Origin of the sequence: Methylobacterium sp. J-067 (assembly GCF_022829465.1) — a bacterium.
GTDB lineage: Bacteria > Pseudomonadota > Alphaproteobacteria > Rhizobiales > Beijerinckiaceae > Methylobacterium > Methylobacterium litchii.
The window spans coordinates 45,101-68,932 of record NZ_JAKSXZ010000074.1 but is presented as its reverse complement, the minus strand read 5'-3'; the positions used below and the strand labels follow the sequence as shown (position 1 = coordinate 68,932).

Genomic DNA, 23,832 nt, shown 5'->3' with positions numbered 1-23,832 from the left:
TAGCCTGTTTTGGGGCAGGACGGAACCTTCGGGTGGCCCGGCCTCAAGGGACCGGAGCCTCCCCGTGGTGCGAATCGAGCACCGTGTCGCTGGTCGGGACGGTCTCGGCGACCGCGTCGGCGCGGCGCCGGTCGGGGCTGGTGGCCTCCTCCACGAAGCTCGCCACGGCCTCGGTCAGCGGCAGGGTCCGCGTCTGCTGGCTGCCGAGCCGGCGGATCGAGACGGTGCCCTCCTCCGCCTCGCGCTTGCCCAGCGCCAGCAGCACCGGCACCTTCGCGAGCGAATGCTCGCGGACCTTGTAGTTGATCTTTTCGTTGCGAAGGTCCGCGTCCACGCGCAGGCCCGCCTTCTCCAGCGCCCGCACCACCTTGGCGGCGTAGGCGTCGGCCTCGCCGGTGATGGTGGCGACCACCACCTGCACGGGGGCGAGCCAGAGCGGGAAATGCCCGGCGAAATGCTCGATCAGGATGCCGGTGAATCGCTCCATCGAGCCGCAGATCGCCCGGTGGACCATGACCGGTGGCTTCTTCTGCCCGTCCGCATCGACGTAGAACGCGCCGAACCGCTCAGGCAGGTTGAAATCCACCTGCGTCGTCCCGCATTGCCAGTCGCGGCCGATGGCGTCGCGCAGGACGTACTCGAACTTCGGCCCGTAGAAGGCGCCCTCTCCGGGGTTGATGGCGGTCTTGATCCACCCGCCCGACTGCTCCTCGATCTGCGCCAGCACCCGCGTCATCACGCTCTCGGCGTGGTCCCACAGGGCGTCAGAGCCGACGCGCTTCTCCGGCCGGGTCGAGAGCTTCACGACGATCTCGCCGAAGCCAAAATCGGCATAGGTCGAGAGGATCAGGTCGTTGATCTTCAGGCACTCGTCGGCGAGCTGGTCCTCGGTGCAGAAGATGTGCGCGTCGTCCTGGGTGAAGCCGCGCACCCGCATCAGCCCATGCATGGCGCCGGAGGGCTCATAGCGGTGGACCACGCCGAATTCCGCCATGCGCAGAGGCAGATCACGGTAGCTCTTCAACCCATGCTTGAAGATCTGGACGTGACCCGGGCAGTTCATCGGCTTGAGGGCGAACCAGCGCTTGTCCTCGGCCTCCTCGCCCGCCGATTGCGCGGCGAACATGTTCTCGCGGTACCAGCCCCAGTGGCCGGAGGTCTCCCACAGGGCCTTGTCGAGGATCTGCGGGGCGTTCACCTCGGCGTAGTCGCCCCGCAGGCGGCGGCGCATGTAGGCGATCAGCTCCTGGAAGATCGTCCAGCCCTTGGCGTGCCAGAACACGACGCCCGGCCCCTCCTCCTGGAAGTGGAACAGGTCCATCTCCCGGCCGAGCCGGCGGTGGTCGCGGCGCTCGGCCTCCTCCAGGCGGTGGATGTAGGCGTCGAGGTCTTCCTTCGTGGCCCAGGCGGTGCCGTAGATGCGGGTGAGCATCGGGTTGTTGGAATCACCCCGCCAATAGGCGCCCGCGACCTTCATCAGCTTGAACGCCGTGCCGACCTTGCCGGTCGAGGTCATGTGCGGGCCGCGGCAGAGGTCGAACCACTCGCCCTGGCGGTAGATCTTCAGATCCTCCCCCGGCGGGATGGCGTCGACCAACTCGACCTTGAAGCCCTCCTTCTTCTCCGCGAACAGGTTGCGCACGTCCTCGCGCTTCCAGACCTCCCGGGTGAAGGGCGCGTCCTTCGCGATGATCTCGCGCATCCGCGCCTCGATCTTCGGAAAGTCCTCCGGCGTGAACGGGGCCTCGCGGTGGAAGTCGTAATAGAAGCCGTTCTCGATGACCGGGCCGATGGTCACCTGCGTCTCCGGCCAGAGCGACTGCACCGCCTCGGCGAGCACGTGGGCGCAATCGTGCCGGATCAGTTCCAGGGCGCGGGGGTCGGCGCGGTCGAGGAACTCGATCCGGGCGTCCCGGTCGATCCCGTCATCGAGGTCGCGGACGGTGCCGTCGAGGGCCATGGCCACGGTGCGCTTGGCGAGCGACTTCGCGATGCCCTCGACCACGCTGCGGCCGGTGGTGCCGGCGGCGACCTCTCGTGTGTTGCCATCGGGAAAGGTCAGGACGGGCATGGTCTGTCTCCTGGCTCACTCCTGCGAACGGGGCAGGTAAGCGGGTGGTCGGGTGTCGCGACGAGGCCGGCCGTTTAGACCGTTTCGCGGCGGGAGGGAATGCGGGTCAGCCCTGGTGCACCAGCCGGCCCGCGAAGAAGCCGTCGAGGCCCTGGCTCGGCAAGGTGCGCAGGTCGCCCGCCCCGTCGATCAGGTCGGCCCGGCCGCCGACCTCCTCGGGGCGGAGCGGCACGCGGGCGAATCGCGTGTTGCGGGCGAGGAAGGCGGCGATCTGCGCCTCGCCCTCGGCCCGCTCCAGGGAGCAGGTGCAGTAGACGAGCCGCCCGCCCGGCCGCACCAGCGTCGCCGCCCGGTCGAGGAGCCGGGTCTGCAACTGCGCGAGGCGGACGATGTCGGATTCGTCCTTGGTCCAGGCGACGTCGGGGTGGCGGCGGATCGTGCCCGTGGCCGAGCAGGGCGCATCGAGGAGCACCGCGTCGAAGGGCTCGGCCTGATAGACGGTCGCGTCGCCCACGGCGATCTCGGCCTTCAGGCCCAGGCGCGCGAGGTTTTCGCGCAGGCGCTCCAGGCGGGGGGCCGAGCGGTCCAGCGCCGTCACGGTCGCGCCCCGGCTCGCGAGCTGCATCGTCTTGCCGCCCGGCGCGGCGCAGAGGTCGAGCACGCGCTCGCCCGCCCCGACGCCGAGCAGGCGCGCGGGGATCGCGGCGGCAGCGTCCTGCACCCACCACGCGGCCTCGCCGAAGCCTGGCAGGTCGGGGATCGCCGCCCCGTCCGGCGGCATCCGCAGGGAGCCGGTCGGCAGCAGGGTGGCGCCGAGGCGTTCCGCCCAGGCCTGTCCCTCGCCCTCGTTCCGGAGCGTGAGGTCGATGGGCGCGTTGGTGAGATGCGCGCGGGCGATCTCGGCGGCCAGGTCCCCACCGTAGGCTGAGACCCAGCGGCGGGCGAGCCAGTCGGGGGTGTTGTCGCGCAGCGGTTCGACCGCCGCGAGGATCGCCTCGCGCTCCCGCGCCACCCGGCGCAGGACCGCGTTGACCATGCCCGCGAAGCCGGCGGTGCGGTGGTCGGCCTTGGCGAGGCGCACCGCGAGGTCGACGGCGGCGTGATCCGGCACCGCGAGGTCGAGGATCTGGGCCGTGCCGGTGGCCAGCAGCGAGAGCAGGCGAGGCTTGCCCTCCGGCAGGCCCTTGTCGAGGCGTTCGGCCAGCACCCGGCGGATCTGGCCCAGGCGGCGGAAGGTCGCCAGGGCGATGGCCCGTGCGAGCGCGGCGTCGCCCGATTCGAGGCGTTCGGCGCGCAGGGCGGTGGCCAGCGCCTCGTCGAGGGCGGGGGGGCGCTCCTGCCCGATCAGCTCGGCCACGGCCTGCGCCGCCGCCCGCCTCGCGCCGAGCCCCGCCGCGTCCTGACCCGTTTCACTCTCCGCCGCGTTGCGGACCTTGCCCCGAGATGCCACGTCTAGCCTTGAAAACCCTGTCGATCCCGACACGACCTCACACCCGAGCGAGTTCGATGCAAGACCACATGCAAGACCATCGCGACGATTCCGCCCCCGAGACGGCCCCGCCGCGCGCCCTCACGCCTGCCGCCGAGCGGGCCTTGGCCGAGGCCGCCGAGCGCCGCGCCGCCATCGACGCCCGCGCCGCCGCGATCCAGGCTCGCCCCGAGCGCCAGGGCCGGGGCGGTTTGGAGCCGGTGCGCTACGAGGATTGGGAGGTGAAGGGTCTGGCGGTGGATTTCTGACGCGGGCCCCGTCGCGGAACAGGGCCGCGTCACCCCCGGTTGCCCCGCCATTCACGGGAGAGCGACCATGGTGACGACGGTTTCGGCGAAGCAGGCGGTGACGGGTCCGCACGGGGAGATCGGCCTCGCCCAGGGCGAGCGCATCGGCATGCGGATGTGGCGCAACGAGGAACCGAACGCCGACAAGCCCATGACCCGCTCGGAGCACGAGACGGTGGGTTACGTGGTGAGCGGCCGCGCCGAATTGATCGTCGGCGGTGAGACGGTGACGCTGGCCCCCGGCGATTCCTACCTCGTCCCGGCCGGGGCGGAACACACCTACCGCATTCTCGAGACCTTCACTTCCGTCGAGGCGACCTCGCCCCCGGCGAAGTAGGCACGCCTCACGCGAAGCGCCGCGCTCCGGCGACGCAGAGCACCACCGCCGCGCTGACGGCGAGCATCGTCCCCGAGACGGGCTCGCCGACGATCAGCGCGGCCAGGGCGAGGCCGAGGAAGGGCTGGAGCAGCTGCAACTGCCCCACGCTCGCGATGCCGCCGAGGGCGAGGCCCCGGTACCAGAACACGAACCCCACCAGCATGCTGAAGACCGAGACGTAGGCGAGGCCGCTCCAGGCCAGCGCGCCGATGCCGTCCCACCGCGCCGGCCATGTGGCACAGGCGAGGATCGCCATGGCGGGGAGCGCCAGCAGCAGCGCCCAAGAGATCACCTGCCAGCCGCCGAGGCGCCGGGACAGGGCCGCACCCTCCGCGTAGCCGAGGCCGCAGAGCAGGATCGCCGCGAGCATCAGCAGGTTCGGTTCCACGCCCGCCGCCACGCCCTGCGACAGGGCGAAGCCCGCCACGGCGGCGCTGCCGAGCACCGAGAACAGCCAGAAGGCCGGGCGGGGGCGCTCGCCGCCGCGCAGCACCCCGAAGAGGGCGGTGGCGAGGGGCAGCATCCCCACGAAGACGATGGCCTGCGCCGAGGTCATGCCCCGCAGCGCCAGCGCCGTCAGAAGGGGGAAGCCCACGACGACGCCGAGGGAGACGAGGGCGAGGGCCGCGAGGTCGCCCCGCGCCGGGCGCGTCTGGCGCAGGAGCCAGAGTAGCGCGCCGCCGAGGAGGGCGGCGATCACCGCCCGCGCGGCCGTGAGGAACAGCGGCGCGAAGCCCGACACCGCCAGCCGCGTCGCGGGCAGTGACCCGCTGAAGATCAGGACTCCGAGAAGCCCGCTGCCAAACCCTGCCTTCGCCCGCATGATCCACCTGCCTTGGAAGCGGATGGCTTACGGGGCGGGGCCGCCGGGGGACACGGACGGAACCGGACGGTCGGCACGAACTGTACCGCTCGCCCGGCCGGGACGGAGGCGCGTCAGTGCGTCATCAGCACCGGGGTGCCGACATCGACCCGCTGGTACAGGTCGACCACGTCCTGATTGTACATGCGGATGCAGCCATAGGACGCCCAGGTGCCGATGGAGCTCGGGCGGTTCGTGCCGTGGATCGCGTATTGGCCACCGGCCAGGGTCATCGCGGCGGCGCCCATCGGGTTGTGCGGCGAGCCCCCGGCGATGACGTTCGGCAGGCGTGGGTTGTCGCGCTTCACCTCCCACGGGGGCGACCACGCCGGGGCGACGTACTTGCCGTCGATCTGCGCCGTGCCGAACCATTGCTTGCCCGGCTTGCCCACCGCCACGGGGTAGCGGATCGCCGTACCGTCCCCGTTCACGAGGTAGAGCTTGCGCTGCGACACGCTGATCACGATCGTGCCCGCCGAGCCCTCCCCGAAGGGCACCACTTCCCGCGCCGAGGCCGACCCCGCCGCGAGCAGGGCGGCCAATCCCATCACAACCGACACCCGACCCGACATGCCCGCGACTCCTCAAGCGTGAGTGTATGCGGGCGATCAATTCACGGCTGCGCGGCGCCGTTCCAGTGAAAGCTATGGTTGATCCCTGGCGAACCACTGAAATGCGTGGTGACGGTAAAGAGGATCGGTGAACACGCATCGTAAATGTGGAGTATTACGCAGAGGGACGGGACACGCTCACCGCTCGTAGAGTTCCGCGCCCCTGCGGTCCTCCTCCTGCCAGCCGTGCCGTTCGAGCTCCGGGTCGGGGTGCTCCTCCTGCGGCAGGCCGAGGCAGAGATAGGCGATGAGGTGCCAGCCGGGCGGCACGTCGAGGATGTCCGTCACCGCACAGGGATCGAGGATCGAGACCCAGCCGAGGCCGATGCCCCGGGCGCGGGCGGCGAGCCACAGGCATTGCACCGCGCCCACCACCGAATAGGCCAGGGTCTCCGGCATCGTCGCCCGCCCGAGGCCGAGGCCCGCGCCGGTCTCGCCGTCGCAGAAGACGGCGAGGTGGACCGGCGCCTCGTTCAGCCCGGCGAGCTTGAGCGCCCGGTAGCGCGCGGCGCGCTCATCACCGTAGGCGGCGGCGGCCTGCGCGTTGCAATGCCCGAAGCTCGCCGCCACCGCCGCCCGCCGGGCCGGGTCCGAGACGCGCACGAAGCGCCAAGGCCGGCTGTTGCCGACCGAGGGCGCCCGGTGGGCCGCCGCGAGGCAGGCGCGCAGGGCCGCCTCGTCCAGCGGATCGGGGCGGAAGCGGCGCACGTCCCGGCGCCACGCGAAGAGCGTGTCGAGGCGATGCGCGAAGGCATCGTCGAAGGCGGGCGGGTCCGTGGTCACGCCAGGGGCATATCCTGTCGGAGGCGCGGACGGCAAAAGCAAAAAGAGGCCGCCCGGGTGGGGCGGCCTCAAGTCCCTTGGGTCTCGAAACCTCGGAGTGCCGGCTCAAGCCGTGATGGACGTCGGCCGAGGCTGGGGAGCACGGGTTCGGCAGACGGCCGGACAGGATCCGGCGAGGTTCGAGCCGTGTTGTCGGGCCGCAACACGGCTCGCAAAAGGCGCCAATGGGGCGAAAGCGTGGAATTTGTCGCTTGGATGTGTCTCGCGCGGCACGGGCCCGCCGGAGCGGGGCGCGACGTCTCCCGCCCCTTGCGGCGGGCGGCGGCGGGGACCATCATCCCAGGCTAAGGACAGCGCGCCAGGAGCGACGATGAGCGAATGGACAGGTGCCGGGTCGCGGCCCGACGAGTCGGCGGGGCATGTGATCCCCTTCCCGTCCCGTGCGGAGCCCCCGCAGATTGCCTTCCAGCGCGACGAATTGCGGGTGATCTTCAACCTGTATGGGCGTCAGGTCGCCCAGGGCGAGTGGCGCGATTATGCCCTCGACTTCCGGCGGGACAAGGCGGTGTTCTCGATCTACCGCCGCGCCTCAGAGATGCCCCTCTACCGGATTGAGAAGGATCCGAAGCTCGCCCGCCGCCAGGGCGCCTACGCGGTGATTGCCGCCGACGGGCGGGTGCTCAAGCGGGGCACCGACCTCGCGCGGGTCATCACCGTGCTGGAGCCCGGCCCTCGAGCCGTGTGACGGCCGCGAGCGCCCGCGCCCTCACCTCCTCCGGCAGGGGCAGGATCGGGCGTGGCGGGATCGCGCCGGCGAGCGCGTGCACGATCCGCAGGGACGAGTGGGCCTTGAACAGGTCCCAGAGCGGGGCCATCGCCCCGTCGAGGGATCGGGCGCGGGCCGCGTCCCCGGCCTGAACGGCGCGGACGATGGCGAGGCAGGGCTCCGGGAACAGGCCGGCGGCCACGCTGTACCATGCGTCCCCGCCCTCGATCAGCGCCTCCGTCGCGTTCCAATCGCCGCTGAAGCCGAGGGGGAAACCCTCCGGCACGGCCTCGCGCAAGTGCGCGACGGTCTGCGCGGCCTCCTCCGGCGCCGGACCGGGGCACTTGGCGGCCACCACCCCCGGCAGGCGGGCGAGGCGGCCGATCAGGGACGGCGTGAAGCGGAAATGGGTGGTGGCCGGGTTGTCGTAGATGACCAGCGGCAGGCCCCCCTCCTCCGCCACGGCGGCGAAATGGGCGAAGACCTCATCCTCGGTAAGCGGCGTGTAGGAGACGGGGGCGAGCAGCCCCGCCGTGGCGCCGGCCGCCTTCGCGTCTTGGGCGAGGCGGATCGCCTCGTCGGTGCGCAGCGCCCCGATCCCCACGAGCAGCGGCACGCGCCCGGCCACCGCCTCGGCGGCAACGGTCACGGTGCGGCGGCGCTCCTCGCGGGTGAGGTAGGCGTAGGTGCCGGTGCTGCCGAGCAACCCAATCGAATCGACGCCCGCCTCGACCAGCGGCGCGAGGAGGCGGCGCAGGTGCGCCGCGTCGAGCCGCCCGTCTGCATCGCAGGGGGTGATCGGGAAGGCGGAGAGGCCGGTATACGCGCCCATGATCTCGCTCGGTCGGAGAATCCCAGGCGCCGAGCTTAAACGAAAAAGGCCCCGGCGGTCTCCCGCCGGGGCCCTTGCGTTCCGTCCGTTCGCTTAGCGGCGGTCGCCGACCAGCGAGAGCAGGAACTGGAACATGTTGATGAAGTCGAGGTAGAGCGTCAGGGCGCCGTTCACCGACATCTTGGCCGCCATCTCACCGTCGAAGCCGCCGTAGAGATACATCTCCTTGAGCTTCTGGGTGTCGTAGGCAGTCAGACCCGCGAAGATCAGCACGCCGAGCACCGAGATCGCGAACTGCATCGCCGACGAGGCGAGGAAGATGTTCACCAGCGAGGCGATGACGATGCCGATGAGGCCCATCATCAGGAACGAACCCATGCCCGACAGGCTACGGCTGGTCGTGTAGCCGTAGAGACTCAGGCCGCCGAAGGCCGCCGCCGTGATGAAGAACACCTGCACCACGCTCGCCCCCGTGAAGACGAGGAGGAGAGTGGACATCGACGCGCCCATCACCGCCGCGAAGGCGAAGAACATCATCCGCGCCGAGGAAGCCGACATGCGGTCCATGCGGAACGAGAAGACGAAGATGAAGGCCAGCGGCGCCAGCATCAACAGCCACTTGAGGGGGCTGGTGTAGAGCATCGCGCCGAAGGGCGTGAGCACCGGCCGCGTGCCCTGGTAGGCCGCGACAGACGCCATGTTGAGACCCAGCGCCACGAGGCCGGAAATCCCGAGCCCCACGATCATGTTGTTGTAGACGCCGAGCATGAAGGAGCGCAGGCCCTGGTCGACTTCGACCTGGGTCCCGGCATAGCCGGTGGCCGGCTGCTGCTGCTGGCCGTACCGGAAGGGGCTGTTATCGAATGCCATGGGAGTGTCCTTGCGGAGGCTCTCTCAGCGTGGTGTTTCGGGCGAGGCCCACGCAGGACCTCTGGCGCCGGATGGCGCCTCGTCCCAGAATATGTTGCGGGACGCCCCGGGGCACAAGGCCCGGCCGAGGTTCCGCGAGCGGTTTTCGGCACCGCGCGCATGTAAATTTGTCCATGTCGTCAGGGATTAAAACCCGCGACCGATCGGATCGACCGCAAGACGACTGGTAGAGCGATTCAAGCGATCCTTATAACTCGCGCAGGTACGGTGCCGGCTTCTGGCCGAGGATCCGCGCGGTGCCCGCGAGCCCGAGCAGCACCGCCAGCAGCACCGCCGCCCCGGCCGCGAGCAGCGCCCCGGAGAGGTCGAGGCGGAAGTCGAGGTGCATCACCTTGGCGACGATGACCCAGCCCGCGAGGCTCCCCGCGATCAGCCCGAAGACCGCCGTGGCGAGGCCGAGCGCCGCGTATTCCAGGGCGTAGGCCGAGAGCAGCCGCGTCCGGCTGGCGCCGAGCACCTTCAGCACCACGGCGTCGTAGAGCCGCGCCCGGTGGCCTGCCGCCACCGCCCCGCCGAGGACGAGGAGGCTCGCGAGGATCGCCACGCCGCTCGCCCCCCGGATCGCCAGGACGAGGCGCCCCACGAGATCGCCGACCGCGTCGAGGGCGTCCTTCACCCGCACCGACGTGACGGAGGGGAACTCCTTGGCGACGCCGCGCAGGATGCCGTTCTCGAGTCCCGCATCGGTGCCGCCGGGCAGGCTCAGGGTGGCGAGGTCCGAATGCGGCGCGCCCTTGAAGGTGCCGGGGGAGAAGACCATCACGAAGTTGATGCCGAGGTTGCGCCACTCGACCTTGCGCAGGTTGAAGATTGTCGCGGTGACGTCCCGGCCGAGCACGTTGACGGTGACGCTGTCGCCGACCTTGAGGCCGAGCATCCGGGCGAGGTCGCCCTCGAAGGAGACGAGGTGGCCGGCGCCCTCCCCCGAGTCCCACCAGCGCCCCTCCTCGACCTTCGTGCCCTCCGGCACCGAATCGGCGTAAGTGATGCCGCGATCCCCGTCGAGCACCCAGGCGGCGTCCTCCGGCGGGCGGATCTGGCGCACCGGCACGCCGTTGAGCGCCACGATGCGCCCGCGCATCATCGGCACGTCCTCGATCTTCGCGGCCGGGGCCTCCGCGTGGAGATAGTCCCGGAACCGGGCCGAGTCGCGGGAGGGGATGTCGAGGAAGAACAGGTTCGGCGCCTTGGCGGGCAGCGTCGCGCTGATCGTACGGCTGACATTGGCGTCGATGAGGCTGAGCGCCACGAGGAGCGTCACCCCGAGCCCCAGCGACAGCACGATGGTCGGCGTCAGGGCGCCCGGCCGGTGGAGGTTCGCCAGCGCCATCCGGGGCGCGGCCCGCTTCGGGTGCGGCAGGCGCTTGGCGCCGGCCATCAGCCCGAGGGCCACGAGGTGCAGCAGCCCGAAGGCGATGCCGGCGGCGGCAATGAAGATCAGCGCCACGCGGCGGTCGAAGGCGCTCGCCACCGACAGGCCGACGAGGAGCGCCAGCGCCGCGCCGAGCCAGATCCGGTAGCGCCGCCGGGGGGCGACGCGGGCGCGGTCCACCGTGTCGCGGAACAGGCCCGAGACCGGCACGTCGTGGGCGCGGCCGAGCGGCGTGATCGCGAAGGCGAAGGCGGTCAGGAGGCCGTAGGCGGCGGCGAGCGCCAGTTCGCCGGGGGCGAGCGACGGGTTCAGCGGCAGGGGCAGGCTGTCGGCAAACAGCGCGTCCACGAGGAAGGGCAGGCTCGCCCCGGCGGCGAGGCCGATCAGCGTGCCGAGGCCGGCGATGAGCATGACCTGCGTCAGGTACAGGCCGACCACGGTGGAGCCCGGCGCGCCGATGCTCTTCAGCGTGGCGATGGAGCCGCTCTTGCGCTCCACGAAGGCGTGGACGGCGTTCGCCACCCCGACCCCGCCGACGATCAGCGCGGTGAGACCGACGAGCGTCAGGAACTGCGTGAACCGCTCGATGCTCTGGGCGAAGCGCGGGTCGGCGTTGGCGCGGCTGCGGACCTGCCAGCCGGCCTCCGGCGCTGCCTGGCGCACCCGTGCCTCCACGGGATCGAGGGCGGTGCCCGGCGGCAACTGCACCCGGTAGCTCCAGCGGCTCAGGCTGCCGGGCTGGACGAGGCCGGTGCCGCGGAGCGCCGCCTGCGACACGATCAGCCGGGGGCCGAAGCCGATGCCGCCCGCGATCTTGTCGGGCTCGGACAGGATCGTTCCCCGGAGCACCAGCGGGTGGCCGGCCAGCGTGATCCGGTCCCCCAGCTTGAGGTCGAGGCGGGTCAGGAGCGCGGGGTCGGCCAGGGCGCCGGGCGCGCCGTCCCTGTCGGCGAGGAGGTCCGCGAGGTTGCCTGCCGGCTCGGTGACGAGCTCTCCGGCGGCCGGGTAGGTGGCGGGGTCCACGGCCTTGAGTTCCACCAGCGTCGCGTCGCCGCCGGGCGCCACCGCCATGGCGCGCAGCGCCGCCACGATGTCGAGCGTGCCCTCGCGGGCGAGGGTGGCGCGTTCCGCCTCCGTCGCCTCGCGGTTGATGAGGCTGTAGCTGAGATCGCCGCCGATGATCCGCCGGCCCTCGCGCCCGAGCCCGTCCGACAGGGAGCGCGACACCGAGGCAATGCCCGCGATGGCCGCGACGCCCAGCGCGATGCAGGCGAGGAACACGCCGAACCCGGACAGCCCGCCGCGCAATTCGCGCAGGGCGAGGCGCAGGATGAGGGGGCTGCGGCGGGGGGCGCTGGCCGTGGGGGGAAGCGAACCGTGCATGACTACTCGTTCCGAAACACGCGCATGTCCCTGTCGCGCAGGGAACGTCGTTGCGACACCGGCCTCGGACCGCCGGTCCCGCCCATCGCCCTCATCCTGAGGTGCGGCGACAGCCGCCTCGAAGGAGGGCTCCAGGGATCGCGGAGCCTTCTGGAGCCCTCCTTCGAGGCCCGCCGAGGCGGGCACCTCAGGATGAGGACCAGGGAGGGAGCCATGGCGCAACGATGTTCGCTGCGGGGGGCGGCCCGCCCACTCACGCCGCCACCGCCTCCTCGACCACCCCCGAGCGCAGGCGCACCGTGCGGTCGCAGAGGCGGGCGAGGCCGTTGTCGTGCGTCACGAGGACCAGGGTCGCCCCCCGGTCGCGCTTGAGGCGGAACAGCAGGTCCACGATCTGCCGGCCGGTCGTCTCGTCGAGGTTGCCGGTGGGCTCGTCGGCGACGAGGATCGCCGGATCGGGCGCCACCGCGCGGGCGATGGCCACCCGCTGCTGCTCGCCGCCGGAGAGCTGCGCCGGGTAATGGTGCAGCCGGTGCCCGAGGCCGACCGCCTCCAGCTCGGCGCGGGCGCGCTCATGGGCGCCGGGCCGGTCGGCGAGTTCCAGCGGGAGGGCCACGTTCTCCAGCGCCGTCATGGTCGGCACGAGGTGGAAGGACTGGAACACGATGCCGATCCGCCGGCCCCGGAACCGGGCGAGCGCGTCCTCATCGAGGCGCACGAGGTCGGTGTCCTCCACCAGCACCCGGCCGGCATCCGGCCGCTCCAGACCGGCCATCACCATGAGCAGCGTCGACTTGCCCGAGCCCGAGGGCCCGACGAGCCCCACCGCCTCGCCCCGCCCCACCGACAGGGAGATGCCCCGCAGCACATGGACGCGGGCAGGCCCCCTCCCGAGACTGAGATCGATGCCGTCGAGGCTGATCGCCGGAGGGGCGGGTGCCTTGCCGTCGCTCATGGTGTGTCCGATCTGTGGGCGATGACGAGCATGACACGCACGGCTCCGCGCCGGATTGGGTTGCGGCGCGATATGGGTGATGCATTGCGGCTCCGCCATGACAGGCGCCGCCGATTCCCCGTCTTCGCCGCGATTGCCGCACTGATGAGCCTGATCTTCGCCGCCCCGGCCCCATCGGCCGCCCAAGCCGCCCCCCGCCCGATCAAGCTGGTGGCCTTCGGCGACAGCCTCACCGCCGGCTACCGGCTGCCGGCCGACGCCGCCTTCCCCGCCGTGCTGGAACGGATGCTGAAGGCCCAGGGCCGGGACGTGCAGATCGCCAATGCCGGCGTCTCCGGCGACACCACGACGGGGGGCCTCGACCGGCTCGACTGGTCGGTGCCGGACGGCACGGACGGGGTGATCCTCGAACTCGGCGCCAACGACATGCTGCGCGGCACCGACCCCGCCGTCGCGAGGCGCAACCTGACGGCGATGCTCGACGCCCTGAAGGCCCGCCACATCCCCGTGCTGCTGGCCGGGATGCAGGCGGCGCCCAATCTCGGCCCCGATTACCGGACGAAATTCGACGCGATCTTCCCCGATCTCGCCCGGCAGGACGGCGTGATGCTCTACCCGTTCTTCCTCGACGGGATCATCGGCGACGCCGGCCTGCACCTCGACGACGGGCTGCACCCGAACGTGAAGGGCGTCGAGACCATCGCCGCGCGGATGCTGCCGACCGTCGAGCGCTTCCTCGACACCCTCCCGGCCCAGGCGACCCGCTGATGCCGCGCCTGTTCACCGCGCTGGCCGTCCCGCCTGAGATCGCCGACGCGCTCGCCGTCTACCGGTGCGGGCTCCAGGGCGCCCGCTGGGTCGAGCCCGCCGACTTCCACGTAACGCTGCGCTTCCTCGGCGATGTCGAGCGCCCGGTCGCGGAAGACTTTTTGGATTGTCTCGCCGAGGCGCGGCTGCGCGGGCCGCTCACCGTGACCCTCGACGGGCTCGGGACCTTCGGCGGGGGGAAGCCCCGCGCGCTCTACGCTGCGGTCCACCCCACCGCCGACCTCGCCGACCTGCAGACCGAGCAGGAGCGCTTCGCCCGCCGGGCGGGCCTCGCGCCGGAGACGCGCAAGTTCACCCCGCACGTCACCCTCGCCCGGCTGCGGCGGGAGGCGAGCCCCGAGGCCGTGGCGATGTACCTGTCTCAAGGACCGGTCTTCACGCCGCTGACCTTCACCGCCGACCGGGTGACGGTCTATTCGGCCCGCGAATCGACCGGCGGCGGGCCGTATCTCGCGGAGGCCGCGTTCCCCTTCGCCTGAAAGGCGTCAGCTCGCCTTCAGGAAGGTCTGCATACTGCCGCCGAGGCTGCTCGAATGCTCGGCGAGGCGTTCGGAGATCTCCCGGACCTTCTCGGCCAGCGAGCCCGTCGCCCCGGCCGCCGTCGAGACACCGGAGATGTTCACGGTCATCTCCTGGGTCGAGGCCGCCTGCTGCTCCACCGCGCCCGCGATGGCGAGGGTGAGCCGCGACAGTTCCTCCACCGCGCCGGTGATCGTGCCGATGGCCGAGACCGCCTCGCCGGTGGCCGACTGGATGGCGTGGATCTGCTGGGTGATGTCGTCGGTGGCCCGCGCCGTCTGGCCCGCGAGCTCCTTCACCTCGGCGGCCACCACAGCGAAGCCGCGCCCGGCCTCCCCCGCCCGCGCCGCCTCGATGGTCGCGTTGAGGGCCAGCAGGTTGGTCTGGTCGGCGATCGACTTGATCATCGCCACCACGGAATCGACCTTGCCGGTCTTCTCCGCGAGCGCCCGCACGGTCATGTCGGTGGCGCCCGCCTGATCGGCGATCTGGTTCGCCCGCTCCGAGACCCGTCCGACCTGGCCGGAGATCTCCTTGACAGTGCTGGCCATCTCCTCCGACCCGGCGGCCACCGTGGCGGCGAGGCCGCTCGCCTCGTCGGCGGAATGGTTCAGCCCCTCGGCCGACTGGCGCATCTCGTCGATGGCGCGGCCCAGGGCCTCGACCACCCGCGTCACCTCGCCCGCCATGGCGACCTGCGCCGTCACGACCGCCCAGGTCAGCATCGGGCCGAGGTAGTTGCCCTCGGGGTCCTTGATCGCGGAGACCTGCAGATCGAGGGTTTCCGGCCCGACCCGGATCCGCGTCCGGTGCGGCAGGCGGCTCGCATCGGCCAGCATGGTGCGCTGGTGGTGCGGGTTCTTGTGGAAGATGTCGAAGGAGCGGCCGACCATGTCGGCGACCTTCACCGGCAGGTGCTGCTCGATGGTGCTCAGCGTCTTGGTCGACGTCCGGTTGAGGTAGTTGATCTTGAACTCGTCGTTGATGTCGGCGGTCATCACCGCCACCGGCATGTCGTCGATCATGGTCAGCAGGCGGCTGACCTCGTTCTTCTTGGCCGTGATGTCGGCCGCGACCTTGATGACCTTGAACGGCTTGCCGTCCTGATCGAGGACGGGGTTGTAGCTCGCCTCCAGCCAGACCCGGCGCTTCGTCTTGTCGAGGCGCATGAACTCGCCGGAGACGAACTCGCCCGCGCGGAGCGTCCTCCAGAACGCCTCGTAGTCGGACGAGCCGGCCACGCTCTCTTCCATGAAGACGCGGTGGTGGCGGCCCTTGATCTCGGTGAGGTCGTAGCCGACCACGCGCAGGAAGTTGGCATTCGCCGTCAGGATCGTGCCGTCCATCCCGAATTCGATGACGGCCATCGAACGATCGAGGGCATCCATCACTGATTGTGAATCGTTGGGCTTTGCGCGTCTAAATATCACCGGATCGACCCTCACTCCTATGACGCACAGAGTGGCGGGAGAATTCTTAAAAATCACGATTCCCACTCGTCGAGTCCTTGGGCGATTTTCAGAAATTCATGCCGTGAAACCGCTCAGAAAAGAATTTATCTCAGCAATTCGAGGGGGCGAATACAAAATTTGCACTCCAATATTGTCCCAATTGATCCAACCGCATGGCTAATACGATCCAGTCATTCCGAGCGACAGACAGCGCCATCAGCCGGTCATGCTGCGCCGCACCCATGTTCAAGCCCCGGTCAATGCGGCCAGCGCGGGGCGGATAGATTGAATTTGCGCTCCTGCCCGGGGCTCGGTTCCGCCATGATGCTGCATCGCACCATCGCGCCGACAGGCTCTGCCGCCGGAGGTTTCCATGACCCAGATCGCCAAGACCGTCGCCCGCGGCCTCGCGAGCCGCTTCGGCCGCGCCCTCACCCGCTCGGTCGCCCACCGCTACGCCGAGCAGCGCCTCCACATGGAGCGCACCGGCTTCGGCGGGATGCTCTGAGCCCCCTCCCCCCTCGGACTGGGAGCGCGGCGGCGACGTAGTTTTGTCGCTTTCCCCCAGCATATCCTCCCGCGCCGGTCGCGCTGCGTCAGCGGCCGAGAGACGGGACCGTAAGGGCGATGGCGATAGGCCTGACGACGAGCGTGCGCGAGGGAGACCGGCTCAGTCCCCTCGAATCCTACCTGCACGTCCTCCACGCCCTGATGCTGCGCGACATGCGCACCCGCTTCGGGGGCACCCTGTGGGGCTACGGCATCGTGGTGATGTGGCCCTGCGTCCACGTCTTCATGCTGATCGCGATCTACACGTTCCAGCATCTGCCGGCGCCCGTCGGTAGTAGTGCGCCGCTCTTCTTCGCCACGGGCGCGGTGCCGGTCCTGATCTTTCAGTACATCTCCCGCGAGGTGATGAAGGCGACGATGGTCAACAAGCCTCTTACCTATTACCCGCAGGTGAAGCTGTTCGACCTGATCCTGGCACGTGTGCTCGTAGAGATCGTCACCGGCTTCCTCGGCCTTCTCGTCATCGTCGCCGTGTTGACCGCCCTGGGCACCGACCCCCGACCGGTAAACAGTTCCATTGCAGTCTTCGCCTACCTCGCGTCCATCCTGCTGGGCATCGGTGTCGGCGTGGTCAACGTAGCAATCGTGGGCTTCTTCCCCGGGTGGCTCGTCGGCTACGCGCTCTTCAATATTCTCATGTATGTCGCCAGTGGCGTGATGTTCATGCCGAGCTTCTTGCCTGAGAAAATCTACTACTGGATGAAATACAATCCGGCGCTCCAACTCGCCGAATGGATGAGGTCTGCCTATTATCCCTCGGCGGGCCTGAAAGTCGATCATCTCTACGTGGTCATGTTCGCTCTCACCTGCATGGTGATGGGCCTGCTGATCCTGAAGCACGTGGTCAGCAAGCGGAGCTGAGACGCCACCCCTCGGCGCGCGCGGAACCACCGGGCGCGGACGCCGTTGGCGCCGTGTCCGGCGACATCCTGTCGGGCCGGCCGAGGGCCCCGATGCGTCAGACCGTTCCGCTGCAGCACCTCCTGGCCTCGGCTCTGCGCGACAGCGCGGACCATGTCGGTCAGTTGCTTCGGCTTGCGCGCATCGAGACCGACGCGACCCTGCGGACTTGGCTCCGGCTGGCGGGGATCGTCGGGACGATCCCGATCCTCGCGATCGCGATCTTCTTCCTGGGGCTGGACGCGCTGGTGAAGATCATCGCCGCCTTGAGCGGCGCGCCGTTGATCTCCGCTCTGATCGTGGCGTCACCCTTCATCGGCGTCGCCCTCGTGCTCGTGCGCCTCGGCGCACGACGGATGGCCCTGTCGAACCTCGAACCCTGGCGCACGTGGCGCCAAACGGGCCGCCCCTCATCTCCGGCGCGCGCCCGCCCGGCCGCATGAACGGCCGAGATCAGTGCGAGGGGTCGTCCTTGGTGGAGGATTTCGCGAGGTGGAGAAAGCTCCGCTCTCCAGTCGCCGCCTCGGCGACGTGCTGGATCGCATCAAGTAGTTCCGCGACGGGGCGGGCCTTCATGGGCCGGAAGCAGGCGAGCCCTGCGACGCGCCGCGGCGCAATGCGCCCGACGGCCAATTGCGCCTCGCTCAGCGCGTCGAAGTTCCGATGTTTGACCATGCTCTCGAACCTCCACAGGGAGCCTGGGTCCACGATGGTTGACGAAAGGTTAATGTCCCGTCCGGAGGGGACGGCATGACGAGTGCGGTCATCGTAGGGGCCTCCGGCGGCATCGGCCGTGCACTGATCGACAGGATCGTCGCGGGCGGCGCGCATCGGCCAGTTTTCGCCCTGTCGCGATCGGGCGCGGACCTCGGAGCCGGGGTGGTCGCGGGTCTCATCGATGTAACCGACGAGGAGAGCATCCAGGCGGCGGCGGGCCGTGTGGCCGAGAACGGTCCGGTGGGCCTCACCCTCGTCGCGACCGGCCTCCTGCACGGCCCCGGCGTCGCGCCGGAGAAGGCGCTGAAGGCCCTCGACCCGGCCGCGCTGGCCCGACTTTTCGCGGTGAACACGACCGGTCCGGCCCTGGTAGCCAAGCACATGGTGCCACTGATGCCGCGTACGGGCCGCAGCGTCTTCGCGGCACTCTCGGCGCGGGTCGGCTCCATCGGCGATAACCGGCTGGGTGGCTGGTACGGCTACCGCGCCTCGAAGGCGGCGCTCAACCAGATCCTGCGCACGCTCGCAATCGAATTGGCCCGCACTCACCCGGACGCGATCGTGGCGGGCCTGCATCCGGGCACGGTGCGCACGGCGCTGTCACATCCGTTCCGCCCCGATGCCGACAGCCCCGACACGGTGACGCCAGAGGCCGCAGCGGCCCATCTCCTCGCTGTCCTCGACGGCCTGACACCGGCCGAGAGCGGAGGAGTCTTCGCCTGGGACGGCCGACCGGTCCCGCCTTGAGAGAAGACTTGCCAGAGCGGGGATGGCCGTCTAGAGGATCGCCGGTCCTTGGGGCGTCGCCAAGTGGTAAGGCAGCGGTTTTTGGTACCGCCATTCCCAGGTTCGAATCCTGGCGCCCCAGCCAAGCCTCCGTTAAGTCATTGATCTGATTGCATTCGGCTCTCGGCCGCTTCAGCGGCCATGCCGATTGTACGCAGAGCTGTTGCACGCGCTTGTCCACAGGGGCAGGCCGTTGACGATTTGTTCTAACGTGTTCCGCCGCGGGGCGGTATACTGGTGGCGAAGGCGATTCCGTTGCGATGAGCGGACGCGACCCTCTGGTGCCCCAGTTAGGGGGAAGTCCATCACGGTCGCTCTGAGCCTGGGCACCTCCGACCCAGCAAGTGCGCGCACACTCGGCTGGGGGCTTAACGCGGAAAGCCTCCGCGTCCGGGATGACCCCGCCATGCAAACAGCGGCTCAAATCCGCGACCACCTCCGCGCCTTCGTCGACCGGGAGCGAAGCGCGCGGATCGCGCGCTTGCAGCGTGACCTCAATCCACCGCGCGCGCCTCTCATCGGCGACTGGTCCACGCTCATGGAGAAACGGGAGCGGGAGTACCGGATCTTCGGACGCCTGCAGGCGCTGGCGGCGGAGGAAGGCTTCGACGCAGGGTACGACAGTGAACTCGATGCGCGCCTGAAGCGGGAAGGCTTCAGCCTACCGGAGCGTCGAGCCATTCGACGGCGCATCGAGAACGGTTACCTGCGCGATCTCGGTCGGCCAGACGAGACTGGTCGGCTCACGCCACCGCGCGCTTATCTTCAGACGATGCTGACCAGCATGAACGAGCCTTTGACGGAGGCTGGCCTCAATCGCTGCCTCCGTGGCCTCGCGGCGCTCTCCAGCCATGTTTCACGCGAATTCGCCTCCACCTATGCCGAGGCGCGTGCGGATCCACGGGAGGCTTGGGCCAACCTCTCGGCGATGCGTGCCAGGGGTGAGATGCCGCGTGACACGCTGGGCTGGGCCACATCCGACTTCGACGGCGCTGACAGCTTCGAGTGGGGCGACTTCGAAGTCCAGGCCTCCACAACAGCGCCGCTGTCAGAAAGCAGTTATACAGATCCGGCCACTCTCAAATCCGAACCCGTCGGCCAGCCAGCACCCGAGCAAGGCCCCATAGTCGACCGGAACCATCCACCCGCGGCGCCAGCTCCTGCGTCGTACCCTCCAAAAACGGAGGCCGCCGCGCCGGAAGAGGCGTCAAGGCCATCGTCTGGATCTTCGGAGCGCGACGGAGCGGATCATGGTCCAGCCTTCACCGATTGCGCTCCAGGCCTCGACCAGCGAGGCCTGAACGATGCGCATGTGGGTAGCGAAGTCGGTTCTGGCCCGGTCACGAACTCGCTGACCGAAATGGTCGAAGAGCTCATCACGCACAAGGGCGCCACTTGGGACGAGAAGACCCAACGGCAGCATCGGGCGGTCGCGGCAATGCTCGGCGACATCGCTGGCACCGATGACCTGCGGCAGATCCGGCATGCCCATCTCACTGCCTATATCCAGAATCTCTCCAACCTGCCGAAATCCTACGGCAAGAGTTCACGTGATGCGGCACTGTCGATCGCGGACCTAGTCGAACGCGGCCGAACGATGCGGGCCGCGGGGCAGACAGAGAAAGTGGGGCTCAGCCCCGCGACCGTGAACCGACATATCACGCAGCTCTCGACGATCGCGAAGTACTGTCGGGCCAAGCAGCGTCCGATTGGGCAGGTCGAACTTCTGGGCGACTTCCGCCTGATCGACCCGGAGCGGGATGGCGAAAAGCGACCGGCCTTCGAGATCGACGAGTTGAAGACCCTGTTCGCGCACCCCGTCTGGACGTCGACGGCCTCGGAAGCGGAGATGCTGCGGGTCGCACGGGGGCAGCAGATCTTCGCGGCCGTCTACTGGCTGCCGCTCCTGGGCTACTACACCTGCGCGCGCCTATCCGAGTTGGTCTACCTCGAGCTCGGTGACATCGACCTGGAGCAGGCCACGCTCAAGATCCGGCCGACACGCAGACGGCGCCTGAAAAACGCGGTGTCGCGTAGGACGCTGCCGCTCCATCCAGAGCTGATCCGCCTCGGCTTCCTAGATTACGTGCGGGGCAGATCCGGTGCACGAAGCGATCTGATCTTCGCGGAGATCGCGCAATTTGGCGAGAACACGCCGTTGTCGAACCTGTTCGACAAGCGCTGGGCGGTCGTTCTGGACGAAGCCGTGCCCTCGGCCCGTGAGGAGCGCAAGACATTCCATTCCTTCCGGCATTTCGGCAATACGGAGATGATCCGGCGGCTGGTGCTCGATCCGATCCGCGAGTCGATGATGGGCCATGAGGGCTCCACCGTGAACTCACGGAACTACAAGAAGACGCTCAAGCCTGAAGATCTGCGGACGGCCATTGCCGCCATTCCCGAAGTCACGCGTGGACTTCGGGCGTGTGACTGGGCGCTCATTGGATCATCGTTGACGCTCGGCTCTCTGGAAGGCCAAGAATCGGCAGAGGGACGTTGCTTGCGCCGCCGATGGCTCTTGTCTTCGTCTCCTCACTACGCGCGCAAAGCTGCGGCGAAAGGACCTGGACGGTCCTCCCCATATACGGAAGCTTGTCCGCGCCGAAACCAGAAGCCGTTTAACGTGCCGTGAAAACCCATGCAGCACGTCAGCTTCGGCAACCAACTCGCTGAAGCTGCGGTGCCGCTTTGTGGTCCATCTCGGCCATTCAGCAGACTTCCGGCATCTCAGAGGCGGACACTCTTCTACGCGGCAGCCGTCATGAACCTCGTCAGGCGGCTTGCCCGCTCAGCCTGACTTCTCGGATGGACTCTCAGATGCGCCAAGAGCTGACATCAGCTCGCTGCCCGAAACCAGACGTTCGGCTTCGCGCCCAATTCAGCCATTCAGGGGCATCTGCCGACATCTCCGAAGCGGACATCGGCGCGGAGCGAGTCAGATGTCACAGTTACGTCGCTTCCGAACCTTCATCTGTAGCCAGCGGATGCTCGCTCGTGACATGACGAATATAGCGGATGCGGACGGCCCTAAACTCGAAGCTCGGGTTTCCCATTCTGGGTCGGGCTTCGCGACGCTTCCGGAGATCCTGCGGCGCCGGAACAGGCCCCGGAAGATGCGGAACTGCAGGAAGCGAGCTTCAGGACGGCCCGGGCGAGCAGGACCGCTAGCAACGCGAGGACGGCCAGGAAAGTGTTAAGCACCGCCGACGACCGCCGATGCCTGGCCCGGAAGGCCGACCGGGTCATTCGGAAGGGGGGATTCTTCCTATCGGACCTGGCGGATGCGGTCAGGCCGTTCGTCATGCCCGAGCCCGAAGTGGTCGAGAGCCGAGGGTCGGATCACAGGGGTGTCCAAGTCTGGAAACGCGTGTCAGGCCGAGGCGACGACCTTCCCGACGAAGGCAAGGATGTCGGCCGGCAATGTCCGGGGTACTGCCCGACCCATCGTTTGGGACGTTGGCACCCATGCGTGGTTGCGAGGCGGCCACTGACGCCCTTCGAACGAGCCGAGCCATCATGACCCAGTTCGAGCAGCGGCAACTGGCACAGGTCGTCGCCGGCCTCGCCGAGGGCGTGATCCTGATCGAGCCGGATCACACCATCGCCTACGCCAACGACGCCGCCCTCGCAATGCATGGAGTCGCCGAGATCGGCGACCTCGGAGCCACGGTCGCCGAGTACCGGGCCAACTTCGTCCTGCGCTACCGCAACCACCGCGAGGTCGGCCCCCTGCAGCATCCGGTCGAGCGCATCCTGGCCGGCGAGGCGTTTCGCGACGCGGTGGTCGAAGTCCACAATTTCCGGGATCCCGCGAGGATATGGACGCATCGGATGCGGGGACTGGTGACGACGAACGATGCCGGTGCACCGACCGGCCTCGCGCTTCTGATGCAGGACGCCAGCGACCTTTACGAGGCGGAGGAGCGGTTCGAGTGCATGTTCCGGGCGAACCCGGCCCCAGCCGTGGTCTGCCGGCTCTCCGACCTGCGCTACCTCAAGGTAAACCAGGGTTTCGTCGAGCTCACCGGATACGTACGCGACCAGGTCATCGGCCGGACATTCACCGAAGTCGACCTTCTCGGACAGGGCGAGCATCGCGCCTCCGCGGTCGAGCACCTCCATGCCGGCACGACCATCAGGCAGCGGGAGGCGTGCCTCTCGGTCCCGTCCGATGCCGAGAAATATGTCATCGTCGCCGGCCATCCCATCGAGATGCCGGGCGGCGAACGTTGCATGCTGTTCACGTTCGCCGACCTGGAGGACCGGCGGAAGGCGGAGGCCGAGCTCCGTCTCAGCGAGGAGCGCTTCGCCAAGGCGTTCGAGCTCAGCCCGATCCCGACGGTCCTCCTCAGCTCGGCCACCGACCTGCCGACCAACGTCAACGACGCCTACGCCTCCACCTTCGGCGATGCCGAAAGCGCTTCCGTGATGCCCTGGGTGGAGGAGGCGGAGCGGACGCGCTTCAAATGGGAACTCCAGCGCTACGGCAGGGTGCGCGCCTTCGAGGGGCGCCTGCGCACGCGCGACGGCGACGTCCTCGACTGCCTCGTCTCCGCCGAGAAGGTCACCGTCGGCGGCGGCGAGGGCCTCCTCTGTGCCGTGCAGGACATCTCGTCCCGAAAGCGGACCGAGACTGAACTCATCTCGGCCATCGAATCCGTCATGGCTGACGCGTCGTGGTTCAGCCACGGCGTGATCGAGAAGCTTGCCCTGCTGCGCAACCCGCCCAGGCCGGGCAAGCCGCAGGCGGTGGCCGAAAAACTCACGACCCGCGAGTGTGACATGCTGGAGGGCATTTGCCGCGGCGACACGGACGAGGAGATCTCCAAGGCGCTCGGCGTCTCGCTGAGCACCGTGCGCAACCACGTTGCCAGCCTGTATCGCAAGATCGGCGTCAACCGACGAAGCGCCGTGGTCGTCTGGGCCAGGGAACGCGGCATAGGCGAGAAAACATCATTTGAGCATTACGGCAAAAATACAACGCGAAAACCAGGTCGAAAACACTAAACGGCCTAAGCTGAAATACTTTAATGTAAATCGGCGGAACATTGGTTCGATAGAATTATTCGGTGGGTGTAGCTCTGCTCGTTCCGGGCATCTCGACGACGGCTAAGCCGGACAGAGAGGTGCCGCGAATGGGCAAGGGCCGCAAGGTTCTGTCGAGCGATCACGCCCGTGCCCTGATCAAGCAGGCCATCGGCATGATCTTCGGGGACACCAAGGTTGAGGCGGAGGCCACGACCGAGATCGCTACGATTGAAGCGCGGCACACTACGGACAAGCCAACCCGACCCCGGCGCCCCGCGCGCACCTAGCCCCGGCCCCGCAGGCCATCGAGACC

Annotated in this window: 23 protein-coding genes and 1 tRNA gene; 13 read left to right on the top strand and 11 right to left on the bottom strand. The window is 68.9% G+C overall.

Annotation, left to right across the window (positions count from 1 at the left end; all coding sequences use genetic code 11):
• Positions 1 to 43 precede the first annotated feature (43 nt).
• Positions 44 to 2,071, bottom strand: a complete 2,028-nt coding sequence (thrS, locus tag MKK52_RS07780) for a threonine--tRNA ligase (protein ID WP_243953236.1) — start codon at positions 2,069 to 2,071, stop codon at positions 44 to 46.
• A gap of 106 nt (positions 2,072 to 2,177) precedes the next feature.
• The gene (locus tag MKK52_RS07775; protein ID WP_243953235.1) at positions 2,178 to 3,521 is read right to left on the bottom strand and encodes an RsmB/NOP family class I SAM-dependent RNA methyltransferase; all 1,344 of its coding nucleotides are present in this window, start codon (positions 3,519 to 3,521) and stop codon (positions 2,178 to 2,180) included.
• Positions 3,522 to 3,589: 68 nt separating this feature from the next.
• Between MKK52_RS07775 and MKK52_RS07770 the strand changes: the two genes are divergently transcribed.
• Together MKK52_RS07770 and MKK52_RS07765 are read left to right on the top strand one after the other, a co-directional pair.
• Positions 3,590 to 3,808 (top strand): DUF1674 domain-containing protein, encoded by a 219-nt coding sequence (locus tag MKK52_RS07770; RefSeq protein WP_243953234.1) that lies wholly within the window; start codon positions 3,590 to 3,592, stop codon positions 3,806 to 3,808.
• Between the two features lie 67 nt (positions 3,809 to 3,875).
• On the top strand, positions 3,876 to 4,184 hold the full coding sequence (locus MKK52_RS07765; protein WP_243953233.1) for a cupin domain-containing protein: 309 nt from the start codon (positions 3,876 to 3,878) through the stop codon (positions 4,182 to 4,184).
• Between the two features lie 7 nt (positions 4,185 to 4,191).
• Here the strand turns inward: MKK52_RS07765 and MKK52_RS07760 are convergent, their stop codons facing one another.
• From MKK52_RS07760 to bluB, 3 genes are all read right to left on the bottom strand, one after another.
• Positions 4,192 to 5,049, bottom strand: a complete 858-nt coding sequence (locus MKK52_RS07760; protein WP_243953232.1) for a DMT family transporter — start codon at positions 5,047 to 5,049, stop codon at positions 4,192 to 4,194.
• A 113-nt stretch (positions 5,050 to 5,162) separates the two neighbouring features.
• On the bottom strand, positions 5,163 to 5,660 hold the full coding sequence (locus tag MKK52_RS07755) for a L,D-transpeptidase (RefSeq protein ID WP_243953231.1): 498 nt from the start codon (positions 5,658 to 5,660) through the stop codon (positions 5,163 to 5,165).
• Between the two features lie 177 nt (positions 5,661 to 5,837).
• Positions 5,838 to 6,482 (bottom strand): 5,6-dimethylbenzimidazole synthase, encoded by a 645-nt coding sequence (gene bluB, locus MKK52_RS07750; protein ID WP_243953230.1) that lies wholly within the window; start codon positions 6,480 to 6,482, stop codon positions 5,838 to 5,840.
• A gap of 370 nt (positions 6,483 to 6,852) precedes the next feature.
• On the opposite strand from bluB, the gene MKK52_RS07745 reads away from it, so the two are divergent.
• Positions 6,853 to 7,227 carry a DUF2794 domain-containing protein gene (locus MKK52_RS07745; RefSeq protein WP_243953229.1) on the top strand — a complete coding sequence of 125 codons (375 nt, stop codon included), beginning with the start codon at positions 6,853 to 6,855 and terminating at the stop codon, positions 7,225 to 7,227.
• Here the strand turns inward: MKK52_RS07745 and MKK52_RS07740 are convergent.
• From MKK52_RS07740 to MKK52_RS07725, 4 genes are all read right to left on the bottom strand, one after another.
• Entirely contained in the window at positions 7,193 to 8,080 is an 888-nt protein-coding gene (locus tag MKK52_RS07740; RefSeq protein WP_243953228.1) for a dihydrodipicolinate synthase family protein, read from the bottom strand. The genes MKK52_RS07745 and MKK52_RS07740 overlap by 35 nt on opposite strands.
• Before the next feature lie 93 nt (positions 8,081 to 8,173).
• Positions 8,174 to 8,950 carry a Bax inhibitor-1/YccA family protein gene (locus MKK52_RS07735; RefSeq protein WP_243953227.1) on the bottom strand — a complete coding sequence of 259 codons (777 nt, stop codon included), beginning with the start codon at positions 8,948 to 8,950 and terminating at the stop codon, positions 8,174 to 8,176.
• 247 nt (positions 8,951 to 9,197) lie between these two features.
• On the bottom strand, positions 9,198 to 11,765 hold the full coding sequence (locus tag MKK52_RS07730; RefSeq protein ID WP_243953226.1) for an ABC transporter permease: 2,568 nt from the start codon (positions 11,763 to 11,765) through the stop codon (positions 9,198 to 9,200).
• Between the two features lie 253 nt (positions 11,766 to 12,018).
• Positions 12,019 to 12,720 (bottom strand): ABC transporter ATP-binding protein, encoded by a 702-nt coding sequence (locus MKK52_RS07725; RefSeq protein ID WP_243953225.1) that lies wholly within the window; start codon positions 12,718 to 12,720, stop codon positions 12,019 to 12,021.
• Positions 12,721 to 12,864: 144 nt separating this feature from the next.
• Between MKK52_RS07725 and MKK52_RS07720 the strand changes: the two genes are divergently transcribed.
• Together MKK52_RS07720 and thpR are read left to right on the top strand one after the other, a co-directional pair.
• The gene (locus tag MKK52_RS07720) at positions 12,865 to 13,488 is read left to right on the top strand and encodes an arylesterase (protein ID WP_243953224.1); all 624 of its coding nucleotides are present in this window, start codon (positions 12,865 to 12,867) and stop codon (positions 13,486 to 13,488) included.
• Complete coding sequence (gene thpR, locus MKK52_RS07715; protein ID WP_243953223.1) at positions 13,488 to 14,027, top strand: RNA 2',3'-cyclic phosphodiesterase; 540 nt, start codon at positions 13,488 to 13,490, stop codon at positions 14,025 to 14,027. The genes MKK52_RS07720 and thpR overlap by 1 nt, the downstream gene beginning before the upstream one ends.
• A 6-nt stretch (positions 14,028 to 14,033) precedes the next feature.
• On the opposite strand, the gene MKK52_RS07710 is transcribed toward thpR, so the two are convergent.
• Positions 14,034 to 15,494, bottom strand: a complete 1,461-nt coding sequence (locus MKK52_RS07710) for a methyl-accepting chemotaxis protein (RefSeq protein WP_243953256.1) — start codon at positions 15,492 to 15,494, stop codon at positions 14,034 to 14,036.
• Between the two features lie 397 nt (positions 15,495 to 15,891).
• Between MKK52_RS07710 and MKK52_RS26900 the strand changes: the two genes are divergently transcribed.
• The 3 genes from MKK52_RS26900 (at position 15,892) to MKK52_RS07700 (ending at position 17,431) form a co-directional block, all read left to right on the top strand.
• On the top strand, positions 15,892 to 16,026 hold the full coding sequence (locus MKK52_RS26900) for a hypothetical protein (RefSeq protein ID WP_279597690.1): 135 nt from the start codon (positions 15,892 to 15,894) through the stop codon (positions 16,024 to 16,026).
• 119 nt (positions 16,027 to 16,145) lie between these two features.
• Positions 16,146 to 16,949, top strand: a complete 804-nt coding sequence (locus tag MKK52_RS07705) for an ABC transporter permease (protein WP_243953222.1) — start codon at positions 16,146 to 16,148, stop codon at positions 16,947 to 16,949.
• Positions 16,950 to 17,041: 92 nt separating this feature from the next.
• Entirely contained in the window at positions 17,042 to 17,431 is a 390-nt protein-coding gene (locus MKK52_RS07700; protein WP_243953221.1) for a phage holin family protein, read from the top strand.
• A gap of 10 nt (positions 17,432 to 17,441) precedes the next feature.
• On the opposite strand, the gene MKK52_RS07695 is transcribed toward MKK52_RS07700, so the two are convergent.
• On the bottom strand, positions 17,442 to 17,663 hold the full coding sequence (locus MKK52_RS07695) for a hypothetical protein (RefSeq protein WP_243953220.1): 222 nt from the start codon (positions 17,661 to 17,663) through the stop codon (positions 17,442 to 17,444).
• 75 nt (positions 17,664 to 17,738) lie between these two features.
• Here MKK52_RS07695 and MKK52_RS07690 point away from each other — a divergent pair, with 75 nt between their 5' ends.
• The 5 genes from MKK52_RS07690 to MKK52_RS07670 all read left to right on the top strand — a co-directional run bounded on the left by MKK52_RS07690 (position 17,739) and on the right by MKK52_RS07670 (position 23,806).
• On the top strand, positions 17,739 to 18,452 hold the full coding sequence (locus MKK52_RS07690) for an SDR family NAD(P)-dependent oxidoreductase (protein ID WP_243953219.1): 714 nt from the start codon (positions 17,739 to 17,741) through the stop codon (positions 18,450 to 18,452).
• A 49-nt stretch (positions 18,453 to 18,501) separates the two neighbouring features.
• Positions 18,502 to 18,576: transfer RNA gene (locus MKK52_RS07685), tRNA-Gln, on the top strand.
• A 321-nt stretch (positions 18,577 to 18,897) separates the two neighbouring features.
• The gene (locus MKK52_RS07680; RefSeq protein ID WP_243953218.1) at positions 18,898 to 21,123 is read left to right on the top strand and encodes a tyrosine-type recombinase/integrase; all 2,226 of its coding nucleotides are present in this window, start codon (positions 18,898 to 18,900) and stop codon (positions 21,121 to 21,123) included.
• A gap of 884 nt (positions 21,124 to 22,007) precedes the next feature.
• Positions 22,008 to 23,498, top strand: a complete 1,491-nt coding sequence (locus tag MKK52_RS07675; protein WP_243928207.1) for a PAS domain S-box protein — start codon at positions 22,008 to 22,010, stop codon at positions 23,496 to 23,498.
• Positions 23,499 to 23,626: 128 nt separating this feature from the next.
• Positions 23,627 to 23,806 (top strand): hypothetical protein, encoded by a 180-nt coding sequence (locus tag MKK52_RS07670; RefSeq protein ID WP_243928206.1) that lies wholly within the window; start codon positions 23,627 to 23,629, stop codon positions 23,804 to 23,806.
• Positions 23,807 to 23,832 lie beyond the last annotated feature (26 nt).